This window comes from candidate division KSB1 bacterium (assembly GCA_034505495.1).
In the GTDB taxonomy this organism is placed as follows: domain Bacteria; phylum Zhuqueibacterota; class Zhuqueibacteria; order Residuimicrobiales; family Krinioviventaceae; genus Fontimicrobium_A.
The window spans coordinates 40,072-61,127 of the sequence record JAPDQV010000002.1; the positions used below are offsets into that span (position 1 = coordinate 40,072).

The following is a 21,056-nucleotide window of genomic DNA, read 5'->3' on the forward strand; positions in this document are numbered from 1 at the left end:
AGTACGGCGGCAGAAGAGGGAGAGTTATTTGGACGCAAATAAAAAAGCCGTTTACTTTGCCTCGTTTGTTGCGGCGCTCGGCGGCCTGCTGTTCGGCTACGACACGGCGGTCATCTCGGGCGGCGTCGGGTTTCTCAAAGAGTTTTTCGGCCTCAATCCGGCGCAGGAAGGATGGGCGGTTTCCAGCGCGCTGGTCGGCTGCATTATCGGTGTGGCAGCTTCCGGTTTTCTTAACGATGCCGTCGGGCGCAAAAAGGTGCTGCTGATCTCGGCGGCCCTCTTTACGATCTCTGCCGTGGGTTCGGCATTGCCGCGCACTTTTGCCGAATTTGCGATCTATCGGATGATTGGCGGACTCGGCGTCGGGGCGGCGTCCATGACTTCGCCGCTGTTCATCGCCGAAATTGCGCCGCCCGCCATGCGCGGCCGGCTCGTTTCCTGGAACCAGTTGGCCATTGTCTCCGGCATGCTGGTCGTTTATTTTGTCAACTATCTCATAGCGGATCCGCTGCATCCTGAATGGAATGTGACCACGGGCTGGCGCTGGATGTTCGGTTCAGAAACCCTGCCGGCGGTGCTTTTCTTTCTGCTGCTCTTTTTTGTGCCGGAAAGTCCGCGGTTTCTTATCAAGCAAGGGCGTCGCAAAGAAGGCGAGGCGGTCTTGGCGCGGATTGGCGGCGAGGCCGAAGCGGAACGGATGGCTTCCGAGATCGAAGCGGCGGTTGCCGAAGAAAGCAACTCGCCGACCGAATTGCTGAAACCGGGACTGCGGCGCATTTTGTGGATCGGCATAGCATTGGCGGTTCTGCAGCAGATCACCGGCATCAACGTCATCATCTACTATGCACCGGAGATTTTCAAAAAGCTGGGCAGCAGCACCGATGCCGCGCTGTTGCAGACGGTCATCATCGGCGCCTGTAATCTCGCTTTTACGCTTGTCGCCATCCACACCGTCGACCACTACGGCCGCAAGCCGCTCATGCTCATCGGTGCGGCAGGCATGGGACTTTCGCTGCTCGCCTTTGGAATGACGGCTTTTTTGCAGATCAGCGGCGCCGGTCTGCTGATTTTTGTGCTCACCTATATTGCCTCGTTTGCACTTTCCGTGGGACCCGTTACTTGGGTCATCTTGTCGGAAATTTTCCCAACCCGCATGCGGGGACGCATGATGGCTATCAGTACTGTCATGTTGTGGGGCGCGAACTATTTGGTCTCGCAAACGTTCCCTATGCTGGATGCCGACGAGTTTCTCGTGCGCACCTTTCATCATGCGTTTTCTTTTTGGCTTTATGCGTGGTTTTGCGTCGTGCTTTTTGCAGTCGTTAAGGCTTGGGTGCCGGAAACCAAAGGCAAGTCGCTCGAAGAGATCGAACGATTTTGGGGACGGCGAGGAAAGCCGTCGGATAAAAGAGCCTTGTTTCGTTTGGAGTGCGGGCAATTATAATAAACTTACCGGGGAAGAGTAATTTGCATTCAATTTGCGGTTGGAAAATAGATCGTTGATGAGGAGGAGATATGAAAGTCGTATATCGGCTTTTAATTGCGGCGGTTTTGCTGTCGGCCTGCAGCAAGAAAAACCCCGTTGAACCGCAGCAGGATTATCACCGTTGGTTTCCTCTGCAGGTTAATTACAAATGGTACTATTACCACCCGGAATCGCCGAACGCCAAAATCACCTATCGGGTATGGGAGACGCGTGAACTGGATGGCAAAACCTATTATGCTTACGGCAATAAAGCCGAGACCAGCGAACTCTTCCGCCAAGACCAGATCGGCAATGTCTACAAGAAACGGCCAAACGGAGAGATCCTGTGGTTCGACTTTCGCGTTCCCGACGGCGGAACTTATGAAGTAAAGCTTTCCGACAACTTTATCTATACCGTCACCGTCGCCAAGAACCAGACCGTCAGCTATGACGGGCACAGTTATGCGGACTGTGTTGTCTTTTCTTTCGATGCAGCCAAGCTGACTACCGAAGAGGTGACGTACGTCCTGGCACCGGACATCGGCATTGTCAAGATGCAGACTGCCTGGATGACGCTCTATCTCGATTCTTTCGATTTTTAATAGGGTTAGCGGATCAGAGTCAATTTCTGTACGCCGCAATAGTCATCAGTCTGCATTCGACAGAGGTAAACGCCGCTGCCGACCGGTACGCCGTGCTCGTCTCGGCCGTCCCACTCAACCTGATGTTCACCCATTGACAAGCGGCCGTCGATCAGCGTTTTAATACAACGGCCGCGCAAGTCGGTCACCTCAATGCGCACCCATGATGAAACAGCGAGCGTAAAACGGACTCGAGTTGAGGGGTTGAAGGGATTGGGGTAACCGGCCGACAGTTCGGTCCGTCGCGGTAATTTTTCTGCGGGTGTATTGACCAGGCTGCTGTTTTTATGCAATCGTATCTGCCAAGAGAGAATTTGCAGCTTTCTGCCTCGCTGCAAATAGGCTGCAACATGCGCCTCGCCGTCAGGATGTTCCTCCTCGGTGAAAACGGTCGTCAAAGACGGACCGACTCCAACAGGGATCTCCTCCTTCATCCAAACAATTAGCACCGACGAATCTGCAGGTTCGACCAGCAGATTCACCGGCTGGTCGTAAAACGCCTCGATCTGCGCCTTCGGGAGGCGTTGTAATAGGAGAAAATATAGCGGTTCCGCGCTGACCTGCAGGAGCAGCTGAAGCGTGTCGGCAGCGCCGTAGGTATCTATTGCGGCAAGCTCAAGCAGATGATTACCGATGAGAGTGCTGTCTGGGGAAAGAGTGAAAATCGCCCGTTTTCCAAACTGCTGAAAATTGCCAAAGTTCGGATTTAGATATTGCAGAGTGACCTCGTCTCCGTCGATGTCCTGCGCGCTGAAAAAGATCTTTGTCTCTTCCCCGACCAACACGTTGATGCTGTCCGGCATAGGATCGGGAGCGGTAAATTGCGGCTCATGGTTGGCGACAAAGGCGGTGAACCGCGCCACACCGACAGCGCTTGAGCCGCGGATCTCACAGGTTTGCATTCCTGCAGCGCCGAGCCTCCACTTTGTTGCAAAAATGCCGGTCGGAGCTGTAAAATAGGGCGGCGGATCGATCAGCTCACCTCCTCCGCTGATCGTGCAGGACAATGCCGCTCCGGCTGCGGGTGCGCCGAAACCGTCCCTGACGCGCACAATGATCTCCATTTCTGCGTGCGGCGGCAGGGTGAGGCTGTCCGGCGAGAGCTTTTCGAATGAAAGGAGTGCCTGCCGTTGTACCAGCACTTTGAACTGTACGCTTCCCCAAGCTGAACCTGCCCTAATGATCCGAAGCCCGATTTCGCTGCCGGCAAAATAGGCGGCGGCCGCCGTGCCGTCGGCGCGCGTTTGAACCGAGGCCGGCGTCACACGGCCGTTTTCTGCGCTTTCACCGCCGACGATGCCGAAATCGATGCGTACCTCAGGCATGGGATGGCGAAGCGAGTCGAGGACCTGCACCACCAGCGAGTCAGGTGCCGCCTCATTCGGCGCCGTTGTTTGCCGATCGCCGCTCACCATCACCAAGCGGACGGCGCCGAAAGGCAAGGCTGTTGCTGTAAACTGGACGAAAGGCAGGTTCTCCGCAACCGCTTGCGATTTTTGGGTGCCGAGAATCGGACCCAGTTGCCAATGTACTTCGGCCAGACCAAGATCGTTCGTCCGTACCGGCTGAGGCTCCGGAATAGCGCCGCCCCCGTCTACAATCCTAAAAAAGACCGGATAGTCGGCGATCGGATGCTGCCAGGCATCGGTAATCAGCACGGCGATCGGTTGCGGCAAGAATTCGCCCGCATACTGCATTTGCCCATCGCCAAAGCCGACCATCTGGGCCGGTGGACCGGCAATGCAGAGCACCGTTCGCGTCAAAAACGGTTTGTTGTCGACAAAAAGTTGGAAAATGACTTGGCCAATCTGTGAGGCTGTAAAGTGAGCCCATGCTGCACCGGTCGAGTCGGTTGAAGAAGGCTGGACGAGCTGCACAGGCACGCCGAGCGCTTGGACCTGCACTTGGTAGCCGGATACCGGATTGTCGAAAGCGTCGCGCAAAAGAATTTGCAGCCTGCCCTGGGTTTGCCCGTCGGCGATGTGACTGGAAGGCGTTTCAAAAACGCTGTGATCCGGCGAAGGAGCCCCTGCCGTCCCTCTCAGCTTGAACACCACCGGACTGCCTTCGAGGTTTCCTTCTTCATTGCGGGCAACGGCGCGAACGGTGACATCCGGCTTGCGGCCGAGCCTTAGGACGGCTTGCGCCACACCGTCGGCGTTGGTCGTTACGTTCAATTGAGACTGACCGGCAAAGAGGGCATCCCCTTGTGTCACGGAAAAAGCAACGGGATGGCTTTCGATGGCATTTCCAAATGTATCCGAAACTCGGACGGCCAGCGGCTCCGGCAGAGGTTGCGTCAGGATGCCGACCTGACCGTCGCCGGAAACGTATTCCAATCTGGCGGCCGGGCCAGGCAGCGCATCGGCGGTCACGGTCAGCACTCTATTCGGAATTGCAGGCGACGTGACCTGGAGCACTTGGCTCGCCCTTCCGGCTTGCGTGCCCAGCTTCCATTGGACTTCGGCGCATCCGTTTGCACGCGTGGCGACCTGCACCGAGGATTGTCGATTGACCAGCCCGCCTCCGGCAGCAACGGCAAACTGAACAAGGATGTTTCGCAAAGGACGATCGACTGAATCGGTAATCTGCACGACAACGGAATCGTTCAAAGGTTGATCGACGCGGCCCGCCGGCCGTTGCGACCCCAGCAAAACCAGTTTCTCCGGCGGTCCAAAGCTGCCGGCCTGAAAAATCTGCCGTAGAGTGGGCTGATCTTTCACATAGACTGCGCACTGTTGTTGAGTCGAGGGTCTGTTGCCGAGCGTCCATTCGGCCTCAGCATAGCCGTCGGCTGAGGTCAATCGTTCCGCGCGTGGTAGTCCTGCAATCGAACCGCAACCGGCGGCAGGTTCAAAGATGACCGCCACCCCGGGAATACCGATGCCGGCGGAATTCAGAGCCCGAACTCTGAGCTTTTGCGGCAAGGGATAGCCTCCTTGCCCTTGTTGCGCGTCGCCGCCGCTTTTGACCAGGCTTGCGACCGAAGAAACTTCGATTGCCGATGCCGTAAACACCACGCGGGCGCTCGGATCGGCTTCGCACCAGGCAGTGATGGTCTGCGTGCGGTTGACCCCGAGAACGTAGCCGATCTGCGCATTGCCGGCGATATCGCTGTAGACCTGCTCAGTTGTGAAGCGACCCGAAGGGTCATCGGAAGTAAAGATAACTCTTGCGCCGTAAATTGTGCGGCCATAGGCATCACGAACCTGCACTTTGAGCGGTTGCGGCAAAGGAGAAAAGGCAACCTCCGTCTGCCCGTCGCCGCCGGTTTTTACGAGCTGCCGGGGCCTGGAAAAGTAGAGTCGGGTGTTCGCCGGAACACTGTACATTTTTAGCACTGTTCCGTCGAGAAGCCTGACTTTTACATCAGCGCTGTCGCGTTGACCGAGACCGAAATGCTGCACCGGATCATCCTGACAAAGATAGCCGTAGGCGTTCTGTACTTCGCGATAGCCGACAAGCCGGGTCATCTCCTCCATATGCCCGCGGTCAAAGACCCAAATCTTGGTGCCGAAACCTCCCAGATCTCCCTTGGGTCCGCGGCCGGTCACCTTGAGCCAACGGTTCGTAGAGTTTAGTTCGTTGCGGAAGAGGCGGTTACCTGCGTTGGTCTGAAGTTCCTTATTGGCGTCGGCGAGGTAAAGATCAAGGTCGCCGTCATTGTCGATATCCGCCACCGCGCCTCCGCGCGGATCGTAATTATAGAGCTCGACTCCCGTATTGGACAGCAGTTCGAAGGTTCCGTTCCCGCGGTTGCGGTAGAAAAGAGTCGTATCGCGCGTTCTGGGGGCAATGAGATCCAAATCGCCGTCATTGTCGGCGTCGAACAGAAACGTGCTGAAGCCCCACTGCGTCAGGTTGAGCTGGTCGGTGACGTCGTCAAAAAAACCGTTGCCGCGGTTACGATAAACGCGGATTTTACCGCGCGTTTTGGCCTTGGGCGGGATGAAAATATCCAGATCGCCGTCGTTATCATAATCCGCCAACGTGGCGCCGTTGGCGTCGTTCAGCGGGTCAAAAAGGCCGCGGGCGGCTGTTTCGTCGGTAAATTTGCCGGTGCCGTCGTTGATCATCAACTGATTCGGAACTTGACGGCCGGAGTCGAAGCCTTCGATTTTTCGCCCGTCCTCGGCAATACCGGTATAGTTGCGGTGAATGATCAGTACATCGATGTCGCCGTCGTTGTCGATATCCCCGGCAGCTACGCCTTGTGTGCCCATCCAGCTGCGATTCGGCGGATGCGTCAACCCGCTGTTGGTGACCGATTTAAAGGTGCCGTTGCCGTTGTTCAGATAGAATTCGTTCGGCTGCTCCGGTACTTTGATGATTTTCGTCATGTCGTAACGCGATTCTGCCGGTCCCCAATTAACCGCAAAAAGATCCATATCGCCGTCGTTATCGGCGTCAAAGGCAACGACGCCGCGAGTGCCGTATCCATAAGGCGCCGAGTCAAAATCTGGGAAAACGATGCGGATCAGCGGCAAACCGGCGAGATCGGTGACATTTTTAAAAAAGGCGTTGCCGTCATTTTGATAGAGGCGGTTGCGATCGTCCGTCGTTGCATTAAAGATATCATAATCGCCGTCGTTGTCGTAATCGACAAAGCAGATGCCGTGCGAACCGGTCCAACCGTAGGGATCGTCGACGCCGCGCGCTTTGTCGCATTCGACATAGCCGTTCGGCGAAGACAAATAGAGGGTCTCCGGCAGGTGATCGGCATAGCGTACGGCGTTGGAAATGTAGATGTCCGGCAGCAGATCGTTGTTGAGGTCGGCTATGATCACACCATGACCGTAGGCGCTCACGCCGTTTTCGACGTTACCGGGCACGCCGAGTTGGCGGGCGACTTCGCTGAATTTGATTCCCTGGGCCTGGCCGGTACTGCTCGAAATAGAGATAAGGAGCGTCAGAACGGCCGCTTTGCCGATTCTCCATTGATTTGACCGTATGGTATCTAACATTTAAAAATTAGTTGCTTTTAGCAGGTGAATACATAAATTCTTGATGATTCCCACCGAAAAACGACCAATAAATTAATAGGATCCAAAGTATGAAAACGGAAAAATTCTTTTTTGCCCTTGCGTTTGCGTGTTTTTCCGTTGCTTTCGGCAGTGATCCGCGCTATATGATGCCTTTGAACGGCACATGGCAGTTCGATCAAACGAAAACCGCCTTTCCGCCGAGCAGGTTCGGCAGGATTATACCGGTGCCCGGCTTGATTCATTTGGCGCAACCGCCGATCGATCAATATAACAAACTATATGCCAAGTCCAAGACGCCTTTAAACAAGACCGATCATCGCGTCCTCGATCTTCAATACGAGCCGAGGTACAATTGGTATCGCCGCCAGGTTGAGATTCCCGCATCTTTTCGCGGGTTGCAGGCAGTTTTGACGATCAAGAAAAGCCAATACGTCACCCAGGTTTTCATTAACGGCATGGATGCGGGCAGTTCCATCGAGTGCTATACACCCATCGATCTGCCGGTGACGTCGTTTCTCCGATTCGATAAAGCGAATGAAATCATGATCCGCGTCGGCGATCGCGCCTGGCTGCTGGCGCAGGCGGCAGGAAGTACGGACAAGGAAAAGGTCAATTACCTGCCCGGCATTTGGGACGACGTCGAGTTGTCCTTCACCGATTTTCTACGCGTACACCGAGCGTTGGTTCTGCCTTCGCTGAAAAATCGCCGAGCCGTCGTCAAGCTGTTGATCCGCAATTTCAATCCCGCCCAGCAAATGTACGGCGATCCGATGGAGGATTCCTGCCTCGTGCGGATTAGCGTTTGCGAAAAAGCATCGGGCAACAAGGTCATCGGCCCAATTGAGAAAAAGTTGCAGACGGTGCGCGACAATTTGACTTTTGTCGAACTGATCCTGCCGTTTGATCAGCCTCACCCCTGGTCACCCGAAGATCCTTTTCTCTATCGCGCCCAAATCGAACTTTTGACGGCGGATCGCCGCGTTTCGGATTCGGTCGCCGAAACCTTCGGTATGCGCGACTTTGAACGACGCGGCAAGTTCTTTTATCTTAACGGCGAACGGCGGCTCTTGAGAGGGACAAACATCACCCTGCATCGTTTTTTCGAAGATCCCGACTGTCGAGATCTGCCGTGGAATCGCGCATGGGTTACCAAATTGCTGGCGCACTATCCCAAACAGCTCCACTGGAACGCCATGCGCATCTGCGTCGGCATCGCACCGGATTTCTGGTACGATATCGCCGATTCGGTCGGCCTTATGCTGCAGAACGAATGGCTCTATTGGCAGGATCACGGTTGGGATGAACAGATTCGCGCCGAGTATACGAATTGGGTTTGGTCGGACGGATCGCATCCGTCGATCGTTATTTGGGACGCCATTAATGAAAACTGGAACGACTATATCGGCAATTTCCTGATTCCGGAGCTCAAACGCCTGGATCCGACGCGCATCTGGGACGCCGGTTACATGACCGATGAGCATATGGCGTTCGATGAAATGGATGAGCCGCACCCTTACATGCAGGGAACTTGGATGTTTCCCGATCAGGTGCGCGAGCAGCCGTATCCCCTCGGCGATCTGCACTATTGGCCTGCGGCATGGCATCGACAATGGGAGAGCAGTGCTGCGCAATTGGTCAATGAGTACGGGTGGGTTTGGCTCTGGCGGAACGGCAGTCCCTCGCATTTGACTAGGGTTGTCTATGACTATTACCTCGGCCCGAACGCTTCGCCGCAGGCTTGTCGTGAAATGCAGGCTTATTGGCTGCAGTGCGAAACCGAAGCGCTTCGCGTACGCCGCGACCTGGCCGGCATTCTTGCCTTCTGTTATCTTTCCGATAATCTCGGTTTCACCGGTGATTGGTGGATGGGAGATGTATCGAAACTCGAACCGGCGCCTGCCCTGGCCTGGTTCAGGCACTGCTTTGCGCCCAGCGCCGTTTTCATCGACCTGACCGATCACCGCTACGCCAAAGCCGCTAAACCATTCAAGCCGAAACAAGAGCTGGCTTTCAACCTCATCGGCGTAACCGATTACCTGTCTCCGGTGTCCGGCCAAGTCAATCTGCAACTTTTGAACGGCGACGGTGAATCGATTTGGTCTAAGCAACTGAGCGTCGAAATTCCCCCTTACGCCAACCGCTACATCCCGGTTGTTTTGACATTACCCGAAAAGCCGGGCGGTTATCTGCTGACGGCCGAGTTTACTCCGGAAAGCGGATCGACGGTCATCTCTCGCCGCTATCTGCGAGTCGGTGAAACAGAGGCCCGCTATTACGATCTGCCCATTCCTGAATTAACCCGTTAAGGAATCAGAGAAAGGCAAAGAAATGGACCCTGAATTGCAAGCGATCGTTGCCCGCCTCGAAAAGACAAACCGAAAACCCGAGTTCAATAATCTGCTGAGAATTTTGCGGCGGGAAGTTCCTTCGCGACCGACTCTCTTCGAGTTCACGCTGAACCAAAAAGTTTATGAACAGGTGACCCAACAGCCGCAACCGGAAGACGGAGACGGCGCGGCCTGGGCGCGTTATCTAATCAAAGCTTTCGGCAAGCTCGGCTATGATTTTGCCGTCATCGGCGGCTGGCATCATCGGGCGTTGGTTTTTGAAAAGGAAACCGTAGTGCAAAAGGCTTCCAAATCGTTGAATCAGGGCGCCGTCATCACCAACGAAAAAGAGTTTGATGAATATCCATGGCCGTCGCTGCGGGAAGATCGACTGGCCTTTTTTGCCTCGATCGATTCCGAATTGCCTGACGGCATGAAGCTGATCGCCTGCGGTTATGCCGGTGTGCTCGAAACGGTCATCGAATTGGTCGGTTACGAAAATCTCTGCACCATGATCTATCTCCAACCCGAACTCGCTGAGGCCATTTTTGCCCAGGTCGGCAGCCGCATCCTTGCACTCTATCAGCGCTGCCTCGAATATGATGCCGTAGGTGCGATCATCGCCAACGACGATTGGGGCTTTAAGACGCAGACCATGCTGCCCCCGGATGATCTTCGCCGTTTGGTATTCCCTTGGTACAAAAAGGTCGTGCAGGCAGCCCATGAACGCGGTAAGCCGGTCATTCTGCACTCCTGCGGCAACCTGGAGGCGGTCATGGACGATATCATCGACGATCTAAAGGTCGACGGCAAGCATTCGTTTGAGGACGTTATTTTTCCAGTCGAGGAGGCCGTTGCCAAGTGGGGGGACCGTATCGCCGTGATCGGCGGCATCGATGTGGACTTTATCGCGCAGCAGGCGCCGGAGCTGATCCGCGAACGCGCCGCCCGATTGGCGCATCTTTCCCTGCAGCGCGGCGGTATCGCCGTGGGAAGCGGCAACTCGATTCCCGAATACATTCCGATCCGGAACTATTGCGCGTTGTTGGAAGCGGTTTTATTTTAAACGATTTTGGATTGGCCTCCCGGCCGATTAATTACAATTTTTCTTGCAAAAGCGAATCAAAAGGATTATTTTACCGATGTAAATTCAATGAATGAACATAAAGGTTGCTTTATGAATTATCAAAACACATTATCCAATGTGGAAAAAGCAATTCTGGCGCAGTCGGCCCACGCCCTGATTTATCCGCCGACCGAAAAGGTTCCGGTGATTGAGGTGGAAAATTTTCCGATGCTGGGCAAATTGACGGCACTGCGATTTTTGGAATGGGTACAGAAACATCGCGGCGGCGTTATTGCCCTGCCCACCGGAAAGACGCCTGAATATTTCATAAAATATGTGAAACGATATCTGGCCGGATGGAGCAATAAAGAGATCCAATCCGAATTAGAATCTTACGGCATCGATCCGGCGATCGAACCGGACATGAACAGCCTTCATTTCATCCAGATCGATGAATTCTATCCCATCGATCCGAAACAGAAAAACAGTTTTTTCTATTACGTCAACAAGTTTTATATCGAAGGCTTTGGTCTTGATCCCCGCAAAGCCATGCTGATGAACTTTTGGGAGGTGGGCGTACCGCCGGGGAAAACCTTAAAAGATGTATTCCCGGACGGCTGCGTAGATCTTTCGTTGCGTCATCGGCATCCGGTAAACGAAAAAGAGGCGATGCAGAAAGCAGCTATCGAGGCGGTCGATCAGTTCTGCACCGATTATGAGCATAAAATCCGCTCGCTTGGCGGGATCGGCTTTTTCCTCGGCGGCATCGGGCCGGACGGTCACATCGCCTTCAATATTCGCGGTTCCGATCATTTCTCCACCACACGTCTGACGGCCACCAATTACGAAACACAGGCGGCTGCGGCCTCGGATTTGGGCGGCATCGAAGTGTCGCGTAATCGTCTGGTCGTGACGATCGGCCTGAAGACGATTGCTCACAATCCGGATGTGACAGCCATCATCATCGCCGCCGGCGAGGCCAAAGCCAAAGTCATCGCCCAAGCCATCGAAAACCCCAAGAGCAATCTTTATCCTGCCTCGATCCTGCAAAACCTGCCGAATGGAAGATTCTACTTGACGATCGGAGCCGCTTCCAGGTTGATCGAACGTCGGTTTGTAGACTTTAAGGCTAAGGAAGAGCTGCCCTTTGCGGAGATCGAGCGGACCGTCATCGACCTGGCGGTGAACAAAAAGAAACGCATCTTGGACTTGAACCGCAAAGACCTGAGCAGCGATCGGTTCGGCAATGAGCTCCTGCGCCGTTTCCCGGACAATTATGAAGCATTGCTCCACAAAGTGTATGAATCCGTTGATCAAAAATTGAAGGACGGCCTGGAAGAGCTCGACAAAAAAGTTTTTATGCATACGGCGCCTCATCATGACGACATCGAATTGGGATACCTGCCCTATATTTATCACTTGGTGCGCAAGCCGGATAACATCCATTATTTTACCTACATGACCAGCGGCTTTACAGCCGTCACCAATCATTACGTCCTACGGATGCTTGAGATATTGCAGCGGCAATTGAATTCAACGGAGATGGTACGTCTCATCGATTCCGGTTATTTCAAGCGGGATCAGCATACGGAGGATTGGGATGTCTATCATTATCTGGACGGCGTGGCTGCCAACAGCCGCACGATCCTCGAAGAGGCCAACTGCCGCCGCCTGCTGCGCATTTTGATGGAAGTGCTGGAGGAAGAGAGCCCGGCGCATCTTGCCGACCGAATCAACGAGCTGATCGGCTATTTCCGAACGCAGTATCCGGGCAAAAAGGATCTGCCGCACATTCAACGGCTCAAAGGCATGATTCGCGAGTGGGAGGCGGATCTCTTTTGGGCGCATTTCGGCTTCAGTTCCCGCTCGGTAAAACATTTCCGTTTGGGGTTTTACAAAGGCGAGATCTTTACCGAAGATCCCGAGTTTCAGCGCGATGTTCAACCATTGGTTGATTTTATGAAAGAGATCACGCCGGATGTGGTTACTCTGGCCTTCGATCCCGAGGGCAGCGGTCCGGATACCCATTACAAAGTTATGCGCGCGATTGCTGAAGCAATAAAGGTTTATCTAAGCTTGGGCGGAAAAGAGCCGGAAATTTGGGGATATCGCAACGTATGGTACCGATTTCATCCGGCGGAGGCGACGACTTTTGTGCCGGTCTCCATCAACTCGATGGCCGTGCTCAACAACGCCTTCACCAATGCCTTCGGCTCACAGGTCGACGCTTCTTTTCCGAGCTATGAGCTGGATGGGCCCTTTTCAAAGCTCGTGCAAAAAATCTGGTCGGAACAGTTCTACGCCGTCAAAGTCTGCATGGGCGACGACTATTTTAATGAGAACCGCCATCCGCGTGTCAGAGCCTGCCACGGTCTCTGTTTTCTGAAAAAGATGAGCGTCAACGAGTTCCTGGAGCAGACGATGATTCTGAAGCGGCGATTGGAAATAGGAAACGAGTGAAGGAAAGCCATTGGAAACGCTCTATTGTGGTATCGACATCGGCGGAACGACTACGAACATCGGTTTGGTGGATGAAAACGGCGCAATTAAGGGTTGGCGTCAGATTCTTACGCACGTTGCGGAAGGGCCAGCTTCTCTCGCCGACCGTGTAAGCGCCATAGTCGATGAACTTTGCGATCTGAACGGCGTAAAGAAACCTGCAGCCTGCGGCATCGGAATTCCGGGTGTTGTTGAGCACGATCTTGGAGTCTTGAGTACAGCAACAAATTTTATCGGCTGGACGTCAATTCCGCTGACGCAATTATTCGCCGAACGGATGCTTCTGCCGGTAATTATTGAGAACGATGCCAATGCGGCGGCGTTCGGTGAATTGATTTTCGGCGCAGGGCGCGGGTGCCGTAACATGCTGATGGTCACTTTAGGAACCGGCGTCGGCGGCGGCCTTGTGCTCGACGGATCGATTTACCGCGGAGCCTTTGGGAAAGCCGGCGAATTCGGCCATATGAGCATAAACTTTTTCGGCAAAAAATGCGCCTGCGGTCGTCGCGGGTGCATCGAAGCTTATATCAAAGCTTCAGCGTTGGTGAACAGCGCTTTGGAAATAGCTGCCGAAGTGAAAAATTCTTTGATTCATACCTGCCCCCGAGAATCGTTGACTTCAAAAATAATCTATGAGTTTGCCTGTAAAGGGGACACAGTTGCAAAACAAGTTTTGCATAAGGCCGGTGAATACTTGGGAATTGGATTGGGGAATGTAGCCAACCTTTTGGATTTGGAGCGGTTCGTTATCGGCGGGGCCGTCTCCGGGGCCGGTGAATACGTTTTGATGCCGGCGCAGGCAAAGCTTCAGGAAATTGCCCTGGCAAACCCGCACGGCAAGATACCGTCGATCGTTCCGGCGGAACTTGGCCAGGCTGCCGGCGTTGTCGGAGCGGCAACTTTGGCCATGCGGCAGCAGAGCATAATAAATAATCATTAAAGAGGGGAAAGCAGGAATATGAGTTCAGTGGAAAATTCGATCAAGTTGCCGGAAGATTTTTGTCTGAGTATCGCCAGCCATCGGCAAATTTTGAATTCGATCCGCATTCATAAAGAAATCAGCGGAGCCAAGTTGGCGCGGCTCAACAACTTTCAACCGTCCACTCTGGTCTATATTCTGCGGGCTTTGAAGGATCGTGGACTCATCGAAGTCAGTCGCGTAGCGGCGTTGCATAAAACTGCCGGAAAACCGCCGACACTTTGGCGGCTTGCGCCGGATAAGGGCTATATCATCGGCATTGAGGCCATTCCCGGGGAATTGCGGGCGGTTGTGGTGAATTTTCAGGGTAAAGTTATCCATTGTGAGCATCTGGTAGGAGTTTCGAATATTGGATCGCAAAACATCATCGAATCAGTAGCGGAATTTGTCGAAATGCTGCGGACAAAGCTGGACATCAGCCATGAAAAAACTATCGGTGTAGGCATGGCGTTGACGGGATGGGTCGACCGCGCCGCCGGCATTGTCCGCTATTCGCGACGCCTAGAGCTGAAGGATTTTCCAATCCAAGAGAAACTATCGCATCGTTTGGGATTATTCGTTGAAGCAGTCAACGATGCCAATGCGGGGGCACTCGGCATCAAATGGCATGAGGAAGATGAGGTCGGACACGCCCCGCACGTCGTTTTTTTGACTTTAAACGAACGCACCGCTTACTTTGGCGCCGGCTTGATTCTTAACCACTCGCTTTATGAAGGGGCGGACGGCGGCGCGGGAGAAATCTGCGACGCTCTGCCGAGCCTTAAAGAATTCATCGACAATGCGGTGGCTCGAGTCGGAAGCGATCACCCGCTCATGGCATTGGCTGCCACCCAGCAAATTGACATTGAAGACGTTATTCGTTGTGCCCAAGAAAACTGCAGGCTTTCCAAAGAGATTCTGTCGCAATACAGCTACTTTATCAGCGAGGAGATCGTTCGTTTGGTGCAGATGCTGGCGCCGAACGTCATTGTCCTCGGCGGCGACTTGGCCGATGCGCGCGAGTTAATTTACTCTTCCATTGTCAATCAAGTTGAATCGCGCCTGAACGAGCTTTTTCCCTGGGGCTTTACGGTTCCCAAGATTCACTTTTCCAGTTACGGCAGCTATGCCGTCTCGGTCGGCGCTGCCGCATTGATTATGCGCAGAATATTTATGCCGTAAACGTTCGCTGCCTCAACGCAAAGACCCTCTCAGCCTCTCCTGCACCTGAGGCGAAGGAATGGGAAAACTGTCTCCGGCCGAAAGAATGACGGCGGGGCGGTCGGAGCTGAATCGGTAGCCCACCATAAGACGCGGCAGCTTGATTTTCCAGAAATACAAAGGCTCGAAGGTGCCGAAAGTGATCCCTACTTCCGTTTCGAAGCGGCGTCTAAAGGCCTCCTTGTTATGAATCCACAAATGCGGCGAAGTATAGTAAAGATAGCTCAGCACAAAGAATCCCGCGTCCAGCTCCTTTCCCCACGCTTTGCGCCCGATCTTTTGCCTGATTTCTATGCCGTTTTTCCACATCACCAATTCGTTATAGGCACTGCCGGCAGGCTTCCATAGAGTGCCATACAACATCAGTGAGTAAAGTCGCAAGTGCCTTTCCCTCAACGGGATGAAAAACAGTTGACGGAGACCCAGCACCACACCCCATACATGCGATCGGTTTCGCAAGTTTACTGCGGCGCCTGCGCCTAAAACCGGCGCCACGGAAAAAGTGGGCCTCGGATAGTGCTCGATTTCGGCCATCGGCAGAATACCTATGGTTTCCAGGCTGTTCGGCAGCCCTTTGCGAAAAATGTCCCAATAAGTGTAATTCAAAAAGCCCGCCGTAACCGGTACCCTCAGGGTGATGCCCCATCGGTGTTGAAAGGGCGACAATAAAGTGACCGAAGGTGTACCGCGGTAGATTTGCGCGACATACGGTCCGGCTGAGTAAAGTCCTGACCCCATGTAAATCGAAAAAGCATGATGCCCTGGGTTGAGCTCAGTTTGTGCCGCAGCATTCGGCAAGAAGAGTCGGCACAGACTGATCAAAAACGCGAGGCGGGCAAAAAAGGTGACCTTAGCGGAGCAAAAAGAGACGGCGGCTGATCGTCTGCCCGTTAAAGCTCGCCTTGAGAAAATAAATGCCTGAAGGTTTATCATCTGCATTCCATCGAATGACGTGTTGACCTTCGAGTCGCCCGTCGACGAGTATATCAATGAGCTGACCCGAGAGGTTATAAACTTTGGCGTCAAAATGTCCCGTATGGGGCAACGAAGCAACTAGAGAGGTATTACTGTTGAACGGATTCGGAAAGGCCGGGGAAAGGGCAAAAGCCGCGGGCCTTTTCTCGTTTTGAGTAACGGCGGATTTGCTGTAATCGTATGGTTCGTTCACCAAATGCCAAAGCGGCTCGCTCTGACCGTTATAATCCCGACGCAGGTAATAGGTAACCAGAGGCGTCCGCTCCAAACTGGTCAAGCTTTTTACCTCCACCTTACCATCTTCGAACCATTCATAAAGAGGAACGGCAAACGGATCGAGGAAGGAGCTCATCCCGCGTTCGACCGCCATATGAAACAGGCCGAAATTTCCGGGTTCATGTCCGGCCAACCAGGTGCCGATTATGTCGACGTGAAACGGGTTTTTGCCGAAAATGATGAGGTTGGTCATGAAATCGGCGGCGAAACCGTCGTGCGGCCCTTCGATAAAGTTGCCGTCATGGCCGTAAAGTGCCTCGATGATGTGAAGATCGGCCTTGAGAATACTATTGTTGTCGAGGCAGCGCGTCGCCCAGGTTTCCTGCCACAAGCCGCCGTCGGCCCCGGGACGATCCCAACGCGGAATCCCTGCCGCCACATGTCTTTGATAGTTATTCTGAATCGTCTTTTTCGCATTCGGCTGCACGTGCGCCGGATCGATGCTCATTTCATTCTGCAATAGGGTGCAGTGTTGCTGATAGTTGGCGGCAATGGTGCCCTGCAGATTCTTTGCGCAGAGCGTCATGCCCATGCCGTGCGATTTGAATTTCGCGATATTGATCAAAAAAGTATCGGGAGCATTGACCGGCCAAAGATAGGGAATTTTTTTGAACCAAATTCCTTCCGGGACGTCTTTCCAAACGACCTGGTCGGGCGAAAGCGAATCGACAGGGGTCGAAATGATTCGCACGTCTGCGCCGGTGCGGGCGGCGAGGGCGCCGTAACCGCCTTCCGTGAGGTTTTCTATGCCGTTTACTTCGCGGATGAAAAAGCGGTCGCCGCCAAGGCCGAGGGGTTTTATTCCATCGATGAGCCCCTCGACGAAAAGGGCATCGGTTACTACGCCCATCGATCTTTCAATCGTGTAACCGCGCTGCCATTTACCGCGGGAGGTGAGATTGGGCTTGAGGACAATTTTTCGGGTGACCGGCAGCCCATCATCGGCGGAAGCCTCTATAAACACCGTCGAAGCAAACTTGCGTCCGGCTTTATATTTGGCGGCTTCGTCATGCTTGTCGCTGATCTGCGTCCGCATGATAAAGACTGCATCGGGCAAAGCTTCGATCAACGGATTGAGGCGAAAAAATTGGCCGAGTGGCTCGGCCTGGCTGCGAAAGAAGGGAATAGAAGCCCAGGCTGCTCCGGCCCCGATTGCTTTGATAAAGGCTCGTCTTTTCATTGGTCAGGCCCTACTACAATCTTTTTGAATATACAGATTTGTTTTCTCAATGCGAATTTTTTTCCATGTAAAAAACTTTTGATAAAAACACTTGACATTCTTTTCTTTTTTGTTATATTCTAATATTCATTCAATGAATAAAATATAAAATACCGATGGAGGACAAATCATGAAGCAAAAACTTGTTACGGTAGGAGCATTGTTTTTGTGTCTTATCGCTCCTGCATTGGCGGTTGATTTCTTTTTCCCGTTTATGCAGAAAGCGGCTGCTCCGGTCGTCATCGATGGAGAACTCGATGACTGGAATTTCTGTTTTCCGATCGACGTCAATCAGGCGGTCATTCCGGAAAATTCGCGGTGTCACGATTGGTATCCTGAGGATGACTATGACTTGTCCGGAACGATCAAATTGATGTGGGACGAGAATTACCTCTATGTCTCGGCCTATGTCCGTGACGATATCCCCGGCGTGCTGCCGCAACCGCCGTCTTGGAACGCGGACGCCGTCGAAATTTACTTGGGCAACTATAATGTCGGACGTGTGCCCTGGGATCCTAACCCTCCGGGCGGGGTGCCGGACAACGATGACGGCAAGTTTGCCTGCCAGTTGGCTTTTTATTATGATGCAACGGCAGATACCGGCCGCATTTACCAGTACACTCCGATCGGCAAGTTTATCAAAACCGCAGGTTCAGTTATCAAAGGTAAAGTTTGGCCGAACAATGAGGGCTACACTCTTGAGGCGCGTGTCGCGTGGGCCGATATCGCTTCGGCCAAGGGCAACGGCTTTCATTTCAAGGGCGGCGAGATCGTACCTTTTACGCTGTCGCTCTATGATCGGGATGATTGGGATCGCGATGATTTCCAAGGATACGCTTTTTCGGAACGCGCTTATCCGGCCTGGGCCGGCCCCAGTAAGGGATGGCAGGTTATCGAAGTCAAACCCGCCCGCGAGTCTCAATACTATTTGCATTCAAGTCCTTACTTGAAGCAGGCCGCAGGTGCCGTGTTTGTCGATGGTGTGCTCGATGAATGGAATTACTGTTTTCCGGTCGACATGAACCAGTCCAGCATTCCCGAGTATTCGCGCGCGTGGGCTTGGTTCCCGGAAGACAATACCGACTTGAGCAGCGCGCTCAAGTTCATGTACGACGATAAGTATCTTTACGTAGGCGCCTCGGTTATGGATGATGTGCCGGGCGTCAATCCGGTGGAAGGCGACTGGAACGCCGACGCGATCGAAATCTATATCGGCAATTATGAAATCGATGATTACGGCGTTATACCTGATCACTCGGGTTATATCAATCAGGACGACATGCTGGATGTTCAGCTTGGCTTTTATTACAACGCCAATACCGGCGACGCTTACATCAAGCTGTGGGGGCCTGGGGCTCACGCCGGTTTGGTGCCGATGACCGAATCCTATGCCGTAGCCAAAGAATGGCCGACGGGCGACGGTTACGATTATGAAGCCGCCCTCTCTTTAAAAGAATTGGCATCCATGGTTGATAATGCCGGCGTGCGGACTTTCGACTTTATCTCGCTGCAGGGCGCCATCGTGCCGTGCACTTATGCCCTCTATGACCGCGACGAGTGGAACCGAGACGATTTTCAGGGCTATCAATACGTGCGCAATGAAAACGCGCCTTACCTGGGCCCTGGAAGCGGCGGCTGGGAAGGGGTCGAAATCGTGCCGAAAAACCTCTACGATATTCTCGGCTGGCTGTGGGAGAATTACACCGACGTCAGCAAAAAGGATATCGTGCCGGCGCAAAGCAGGCTGCTGCAGAACTATCCCAATCCCTTCAACCCGTCAACGACCATCGAATTCGAATTGAGCCGCCCGGAATACGTTACGCTTAAAGTCTTTGATCTGAGCGGTCGCGAAGTGGCGACGTTGGCGCAAGGGCACTTCACTGCGGGACAGCACAGCGTCCAGTTCAGACCGAATGGCCTCGCCAACGGCGTTTACCTCTATCAGCTTAAAGCCGCGGATTATACGGAAACGCGACGAATGGTACTGATGAAATAGTCCTTTTTCTTTCAAAAGGAATTTGTAGATTCTGAGGAGTTGCGGCGCAATCAGCCGCTCTCCTCATTTTTTTATCAGGAAGCCATGGCCAAGCGATCATTTACTTTCTTGTTACTTTTTTTCTTTATCGGGGCCTCCTGTCGGCCGCAGACTTTATGGGTCATCGGCTATTATCCCTCCTGGAACCGAGCCTCTTTTCCGGCATCGGCGGTCGATTTCGGCCGCCTGACGCATCTGATGCATGCCTTTGCCTGGCCGCAAAGCGACGGCTCTTTGGCCTACTATCCTCAGCTCCTCGATCCCGAATTGAACGCTCGAGCCCATGCAGCCGGAAAGGTCATTTTGCTTTCTCTCGGCGGGTGGGGAAATTCGGCGGGATTTTCCCCGGTCGCTGCTGACTCGGCTCTTCGTCGTCGCTTTGTCGATGAACTCTGCGCGTTTATTCTCGAACATCAGTACGACGGTGTCGATATTGATTGGGAATTTCCGGCTTCCGCGGCAGACCGGGCAAACATGGTAATTTTAGTTAAAGAGCTGCGGGAAAAGTTTAACCAACTCGCCCGCCCGCAAAAACTATGGATCACCATGGCCGTGTCGGCCGGCGATTACTATGGTCAATGGTTCGATTACAAACGGCTTTTGCCCTATGTGGATTTTTTCGGATGCATGACGTATGATTTTCATGGGCCGTGGACGAACCATGCCGGCCACAACTCGCCGCTTTTTCCCAGCGGCGGGGATATTGACGGTTCGGTCTCGTCCGGCGTAGCCTATTTGAAAAGCCGCGGTCTGCCCAATGAAAAGATTGTCATCGGGGTACCGTTCTACGGCCGCGAATTCAATGCTTCGCGGCTCTATGGACCCAGTACAGGCGGGGACATTACGTATCCTTATTCGCAAATCGTCAAGTTCTTAGCTGCAGGCTGGCTCTATCATTGGGATTCCGTTGCCCAGGTTCCTTATTTAACTAATCCGGATGCCACCCGTTTGATAACTTTTGACGACACAGCCTCCGTTCGTCTCAAAGCAGAGTATGCGCTGAAGCAAAAGCTTGCCGGGGTGATGATTTGGGCGCTGGGGCAAGACTATCTGAACGGTCGGCAGCCGCTGCTCGGAGCGCTCACCGCACCGATTTTATCCGCAACCGTGGCAGCCGCTCCTTCTTCGAACCGTTTCGATTTGACAATTTTCCCGAATCCGTTCAACCATGTTGCGGTTTTGCACTTTGAGCTCCCAAGCCCGCAGCCCGTCGAAATTCGTATTTGCGATGCCGCCGGTCGGCGGCTGGAGACGCTCGTGCATGGATTCCTGCCCGCCGGATCGCATGCTTCTACATTCAACGGCGTCGGCTTTGCCTCCGGAGTGTACTATGCCGTTCTGCAGACCCCTTCATTTTCAACGGTTCGACCTTTCACTTTGATCAAATGA

The 21,056-nt window shown here is 53.6% G+C and carries 12 protein-coding genes; 9 read left to right on the forward strand and 3 right to left on the reverse strand.

What is annotated here, in order from left to right; genetic code table 11:
* Positions 1 to 28 precede the first annotated feature (28 nt).
* Together ONB24_01255 and ONB24_01260 are read left to right on the forward strand one after the other, a co-directional pair.
* Positions 29 to 1,444, forward strand: a complete 1,416-nt coding sequence (locus tag ONB24_01255; protein MDZ7314728.1) for a sugar porter family MFS transporter — start codon at positions 29 to 31, stop codon at positions 1,442 to 1,444.
* A 71-nt stretch (positions 1,445 to 1,515) separates the two neighbouring features.
* A complete protein-coding gene (locus ONB24_01260) occupies positions 1,516 to 2,067 on the forward strand; it encodes a hypothetical protein (protein MDZ7314729.1) in 552 nt (183 codons plus the stop codon).
* 5 nt (positions 2,068 to 2,072) lie between these two features.
* On the opposite strand, the gene ONB24_01265 is transcribed toward ONB24_01260, so the two are convergent.
* On the reverse strand, positions 2,073 to 7,070 hold the full coding sequence (locus ONB24_01265; protein ID MDZ7314730.1) for an FG-GAP-like repeat-containing protein: 4,998 nt from the start codon (positions 7,068 to 7,070) through the stop codon (positions 2,073 to 2,075).
* An 89-nt stretch (positions 7,071 to 7,159) separates the two neighbouring features.
* On the opposite strand from ONB24_01265, the gene ONB24_01270 reads away from it, so the two are divergent.
* The 5 genes from ONB24_01270 to ONB24_01290 all read left to right on the forward strand — a co-directional run bounded on the left by ONB24_01270 (position 7,160) and on the right by ONB24_01290 (position 15,123).
* Positions 7,160 to 9,397 (forward strand): glycoside hydrolase family 2, encoded by a 2,238-nt coding sequence (locus tag ONB24_01270; GenBank protein MDZ7314731.1) that lies wholly within the window; start codon positions 7,160 to 7,162, stop codon positions 9,395 to 9,397.
* Positions 9,398 to 9,419: 22 nt separating this feature from the next.
* On the forward strand, positions 9,420 to 10,484 hold the full coding sequence (locus ONB24_01275) for a hypothetical protein (protein MDZ7314732.1): 1,065 nt from the start codon (positions 9,420 to 9,422) through the stop codon (positions 10,482 to 10,484).
* Positions 10,485 to 10,595: 111 nt separating this feature from the next.
* Complete coding sequence (locus tag ONB24_01280) at positions 10,596 to 12,944, forward strand: 6-phosphogluconolactonase (protein MDZ7314733.1); 2,349 nt, start codon at positions 10,596 to 10,598, stop codon at positions 12,942 to 12,944.
* A 10-nt stretch (positions 12,945 to 12,954) separates the two neighbouring features.
* Positions 12,955 to 13,923 carry an ROK family protein gene (locus ONB24_01285; GenBank protein ID MDZ7314734.1) on the forward strand — a complete coding sequence of 323 codons (969 nt, stop codon included), beginning with the start codon at positions 12,955 to 12,957 and terminating at the stop codon, positions 13,921 to 13,923.
* An 18-nt stretch (positions 13,924 to 13,941) separates the two neighbouring features.
* Positions 13,942 to 15,123: an ROK family protein gene (locus ONB24_01290; GenBank protein ID MDZ7314735.1), complete on the forward strand. Its 1,182-nt coding sequence runs from the start codon at positions 13,942 to 13,944 to the stop codon at positions 15,121 to 15,123.
* Positions 15,124 to 15,135: 12 nt separating this feature from the next.
* Here ONB24_01290 and ONB24_01295 read toward each other — a convergent pair whose 3' ends face one another.
* Together ONB24_01295 and ONB24_01300 are read right to left on the reverse strand one after the other, a co-directional pair.
* Positions 15,136 to 15,900: a hypothetical protein gene (locus ONB24_01295; GenBank protein ID MDZ7314736.1), complete on the reverse strand. Its 765-nt coding sequence runs from the start codon at positions 15,898 to 15,900 to the stop codon at positions 15,136 to 15,138.
* A gap of 112 nt (positions 15,901 to 16,012) precedes the next feature.
* Positions 16,013 to 17,593, reverse strand: coding sequence for a DUF362 domain-containing protein (locus ONB24_01300; GenBank protein ID MDZ7314737.1), 1,581 nt, complete (start codon positions 17,591 to 17,593; stop codon positions 16,013 to 16,015).
* 169 nt (positions 17,594 to 17,762) lie between these two features.
* Here ONB24_01300 and ONB24_01305 point away from each other — a divergent pair, with 169 nt between their 5' ends.
* Both ONB24_01305 and ONB24_01310 read left to right on the forward strand, forming a co-directional pair.
* Positions 17,763 to 19,628 (forward strand): T9SS type A sorting domain-containing protein, encoded by a 1,866-nt coding sequence (locus ONB24_01305; protein ID MDZ7314738.1) that lies wholly within the window; start codon positions 17,763 to 17,765, stop codon positions 19,626 to 19,628.
* A gap of 84 nt (positions 19,629 to 19,712) precedes the next feature.
* Positions 19,713 to 21,056: a glycosyl hydrolase family 18 protein gene (locus ONB24_01310; protein MDZ7314739.1), complete on the forward strand. Its 1,344-nt coding sequence runs from the start codon at positions 19,713 to 19,715 to the stop codon at positions 21,054 to 21,056.

Bases quoted from the DNA above. Each gene is read 5' to 3' on its own strand.
- ONB24_01270 (MDZ7314731.1), top strand. From the start codon at position 7,160: ATGAAAACGGAAAAATTCTTTTTTGCCCTTGCGTTTGCGTGTTTTTCC.
- ONB24_01280 (MDZ7314733.1), top strand. From the start codon at position 10,596: ATGAATTATCAAAACACATTATCCAATGTGGAAAAAGCAATTCTGGCG.
- ONB24_01290 (MDZ7314735.1), top strand. From the start codon at position 13,942: ATGAGTTCAGTGGAAAATTCGATCAAGTTGCCGGAAGATTTTTGTCTG.
- ONB24_01300 (MDZ7314737.1), bottom strand. From the start codon at position 17,593: ATGAAAAGACGAGCCTTTATCAAAGCAATCGGGGCCGGAGCAGCCTGG.
- ONB24_01265 (MDZ7314730.1), bottom strand. From the start codon at position 7,070: ATGTTAGATACCATACGGTCAAATCAATGGAGAATCGGCAAAGCGGCC.
- ONB24_01295 (MDZ7314736.1), bottom strand. From the start codon at position 15,900: ATGGGGTCAGGACTTTACTCAGCCGGACCGTATGTCGCGCAAATCTAC.
- ONB24_01260 (MDZ7314729.1), top strand. From the start codon at position 1,516: ATGAAAGTCGTATATCGGCTTTTAATTGCGGCGGTTTTGCTGTCGGCC.
- ONB24_01275 (MDZ7314732.1), top strand. From the start codon at position 9,420: ATGGACCCTGAATTGCAAGCGATCGTTGCCCGCCTCGAAAAGACAAAC.
- ONB24_01310 (MDZ7314739.1), top strand. From the start codon at position 19,713: ATGGCCAAGCGATCATTTACTTTCTTGTTACTTTTTTTCTTTATCGGG.
- ONB24_01305 (MDZ7314738.1), top strand. From the start codon at position 17,763: ATGAAGCAAAAACTTGTTACGGTAGGAGCATTGTTTTTGTGTCTTATC.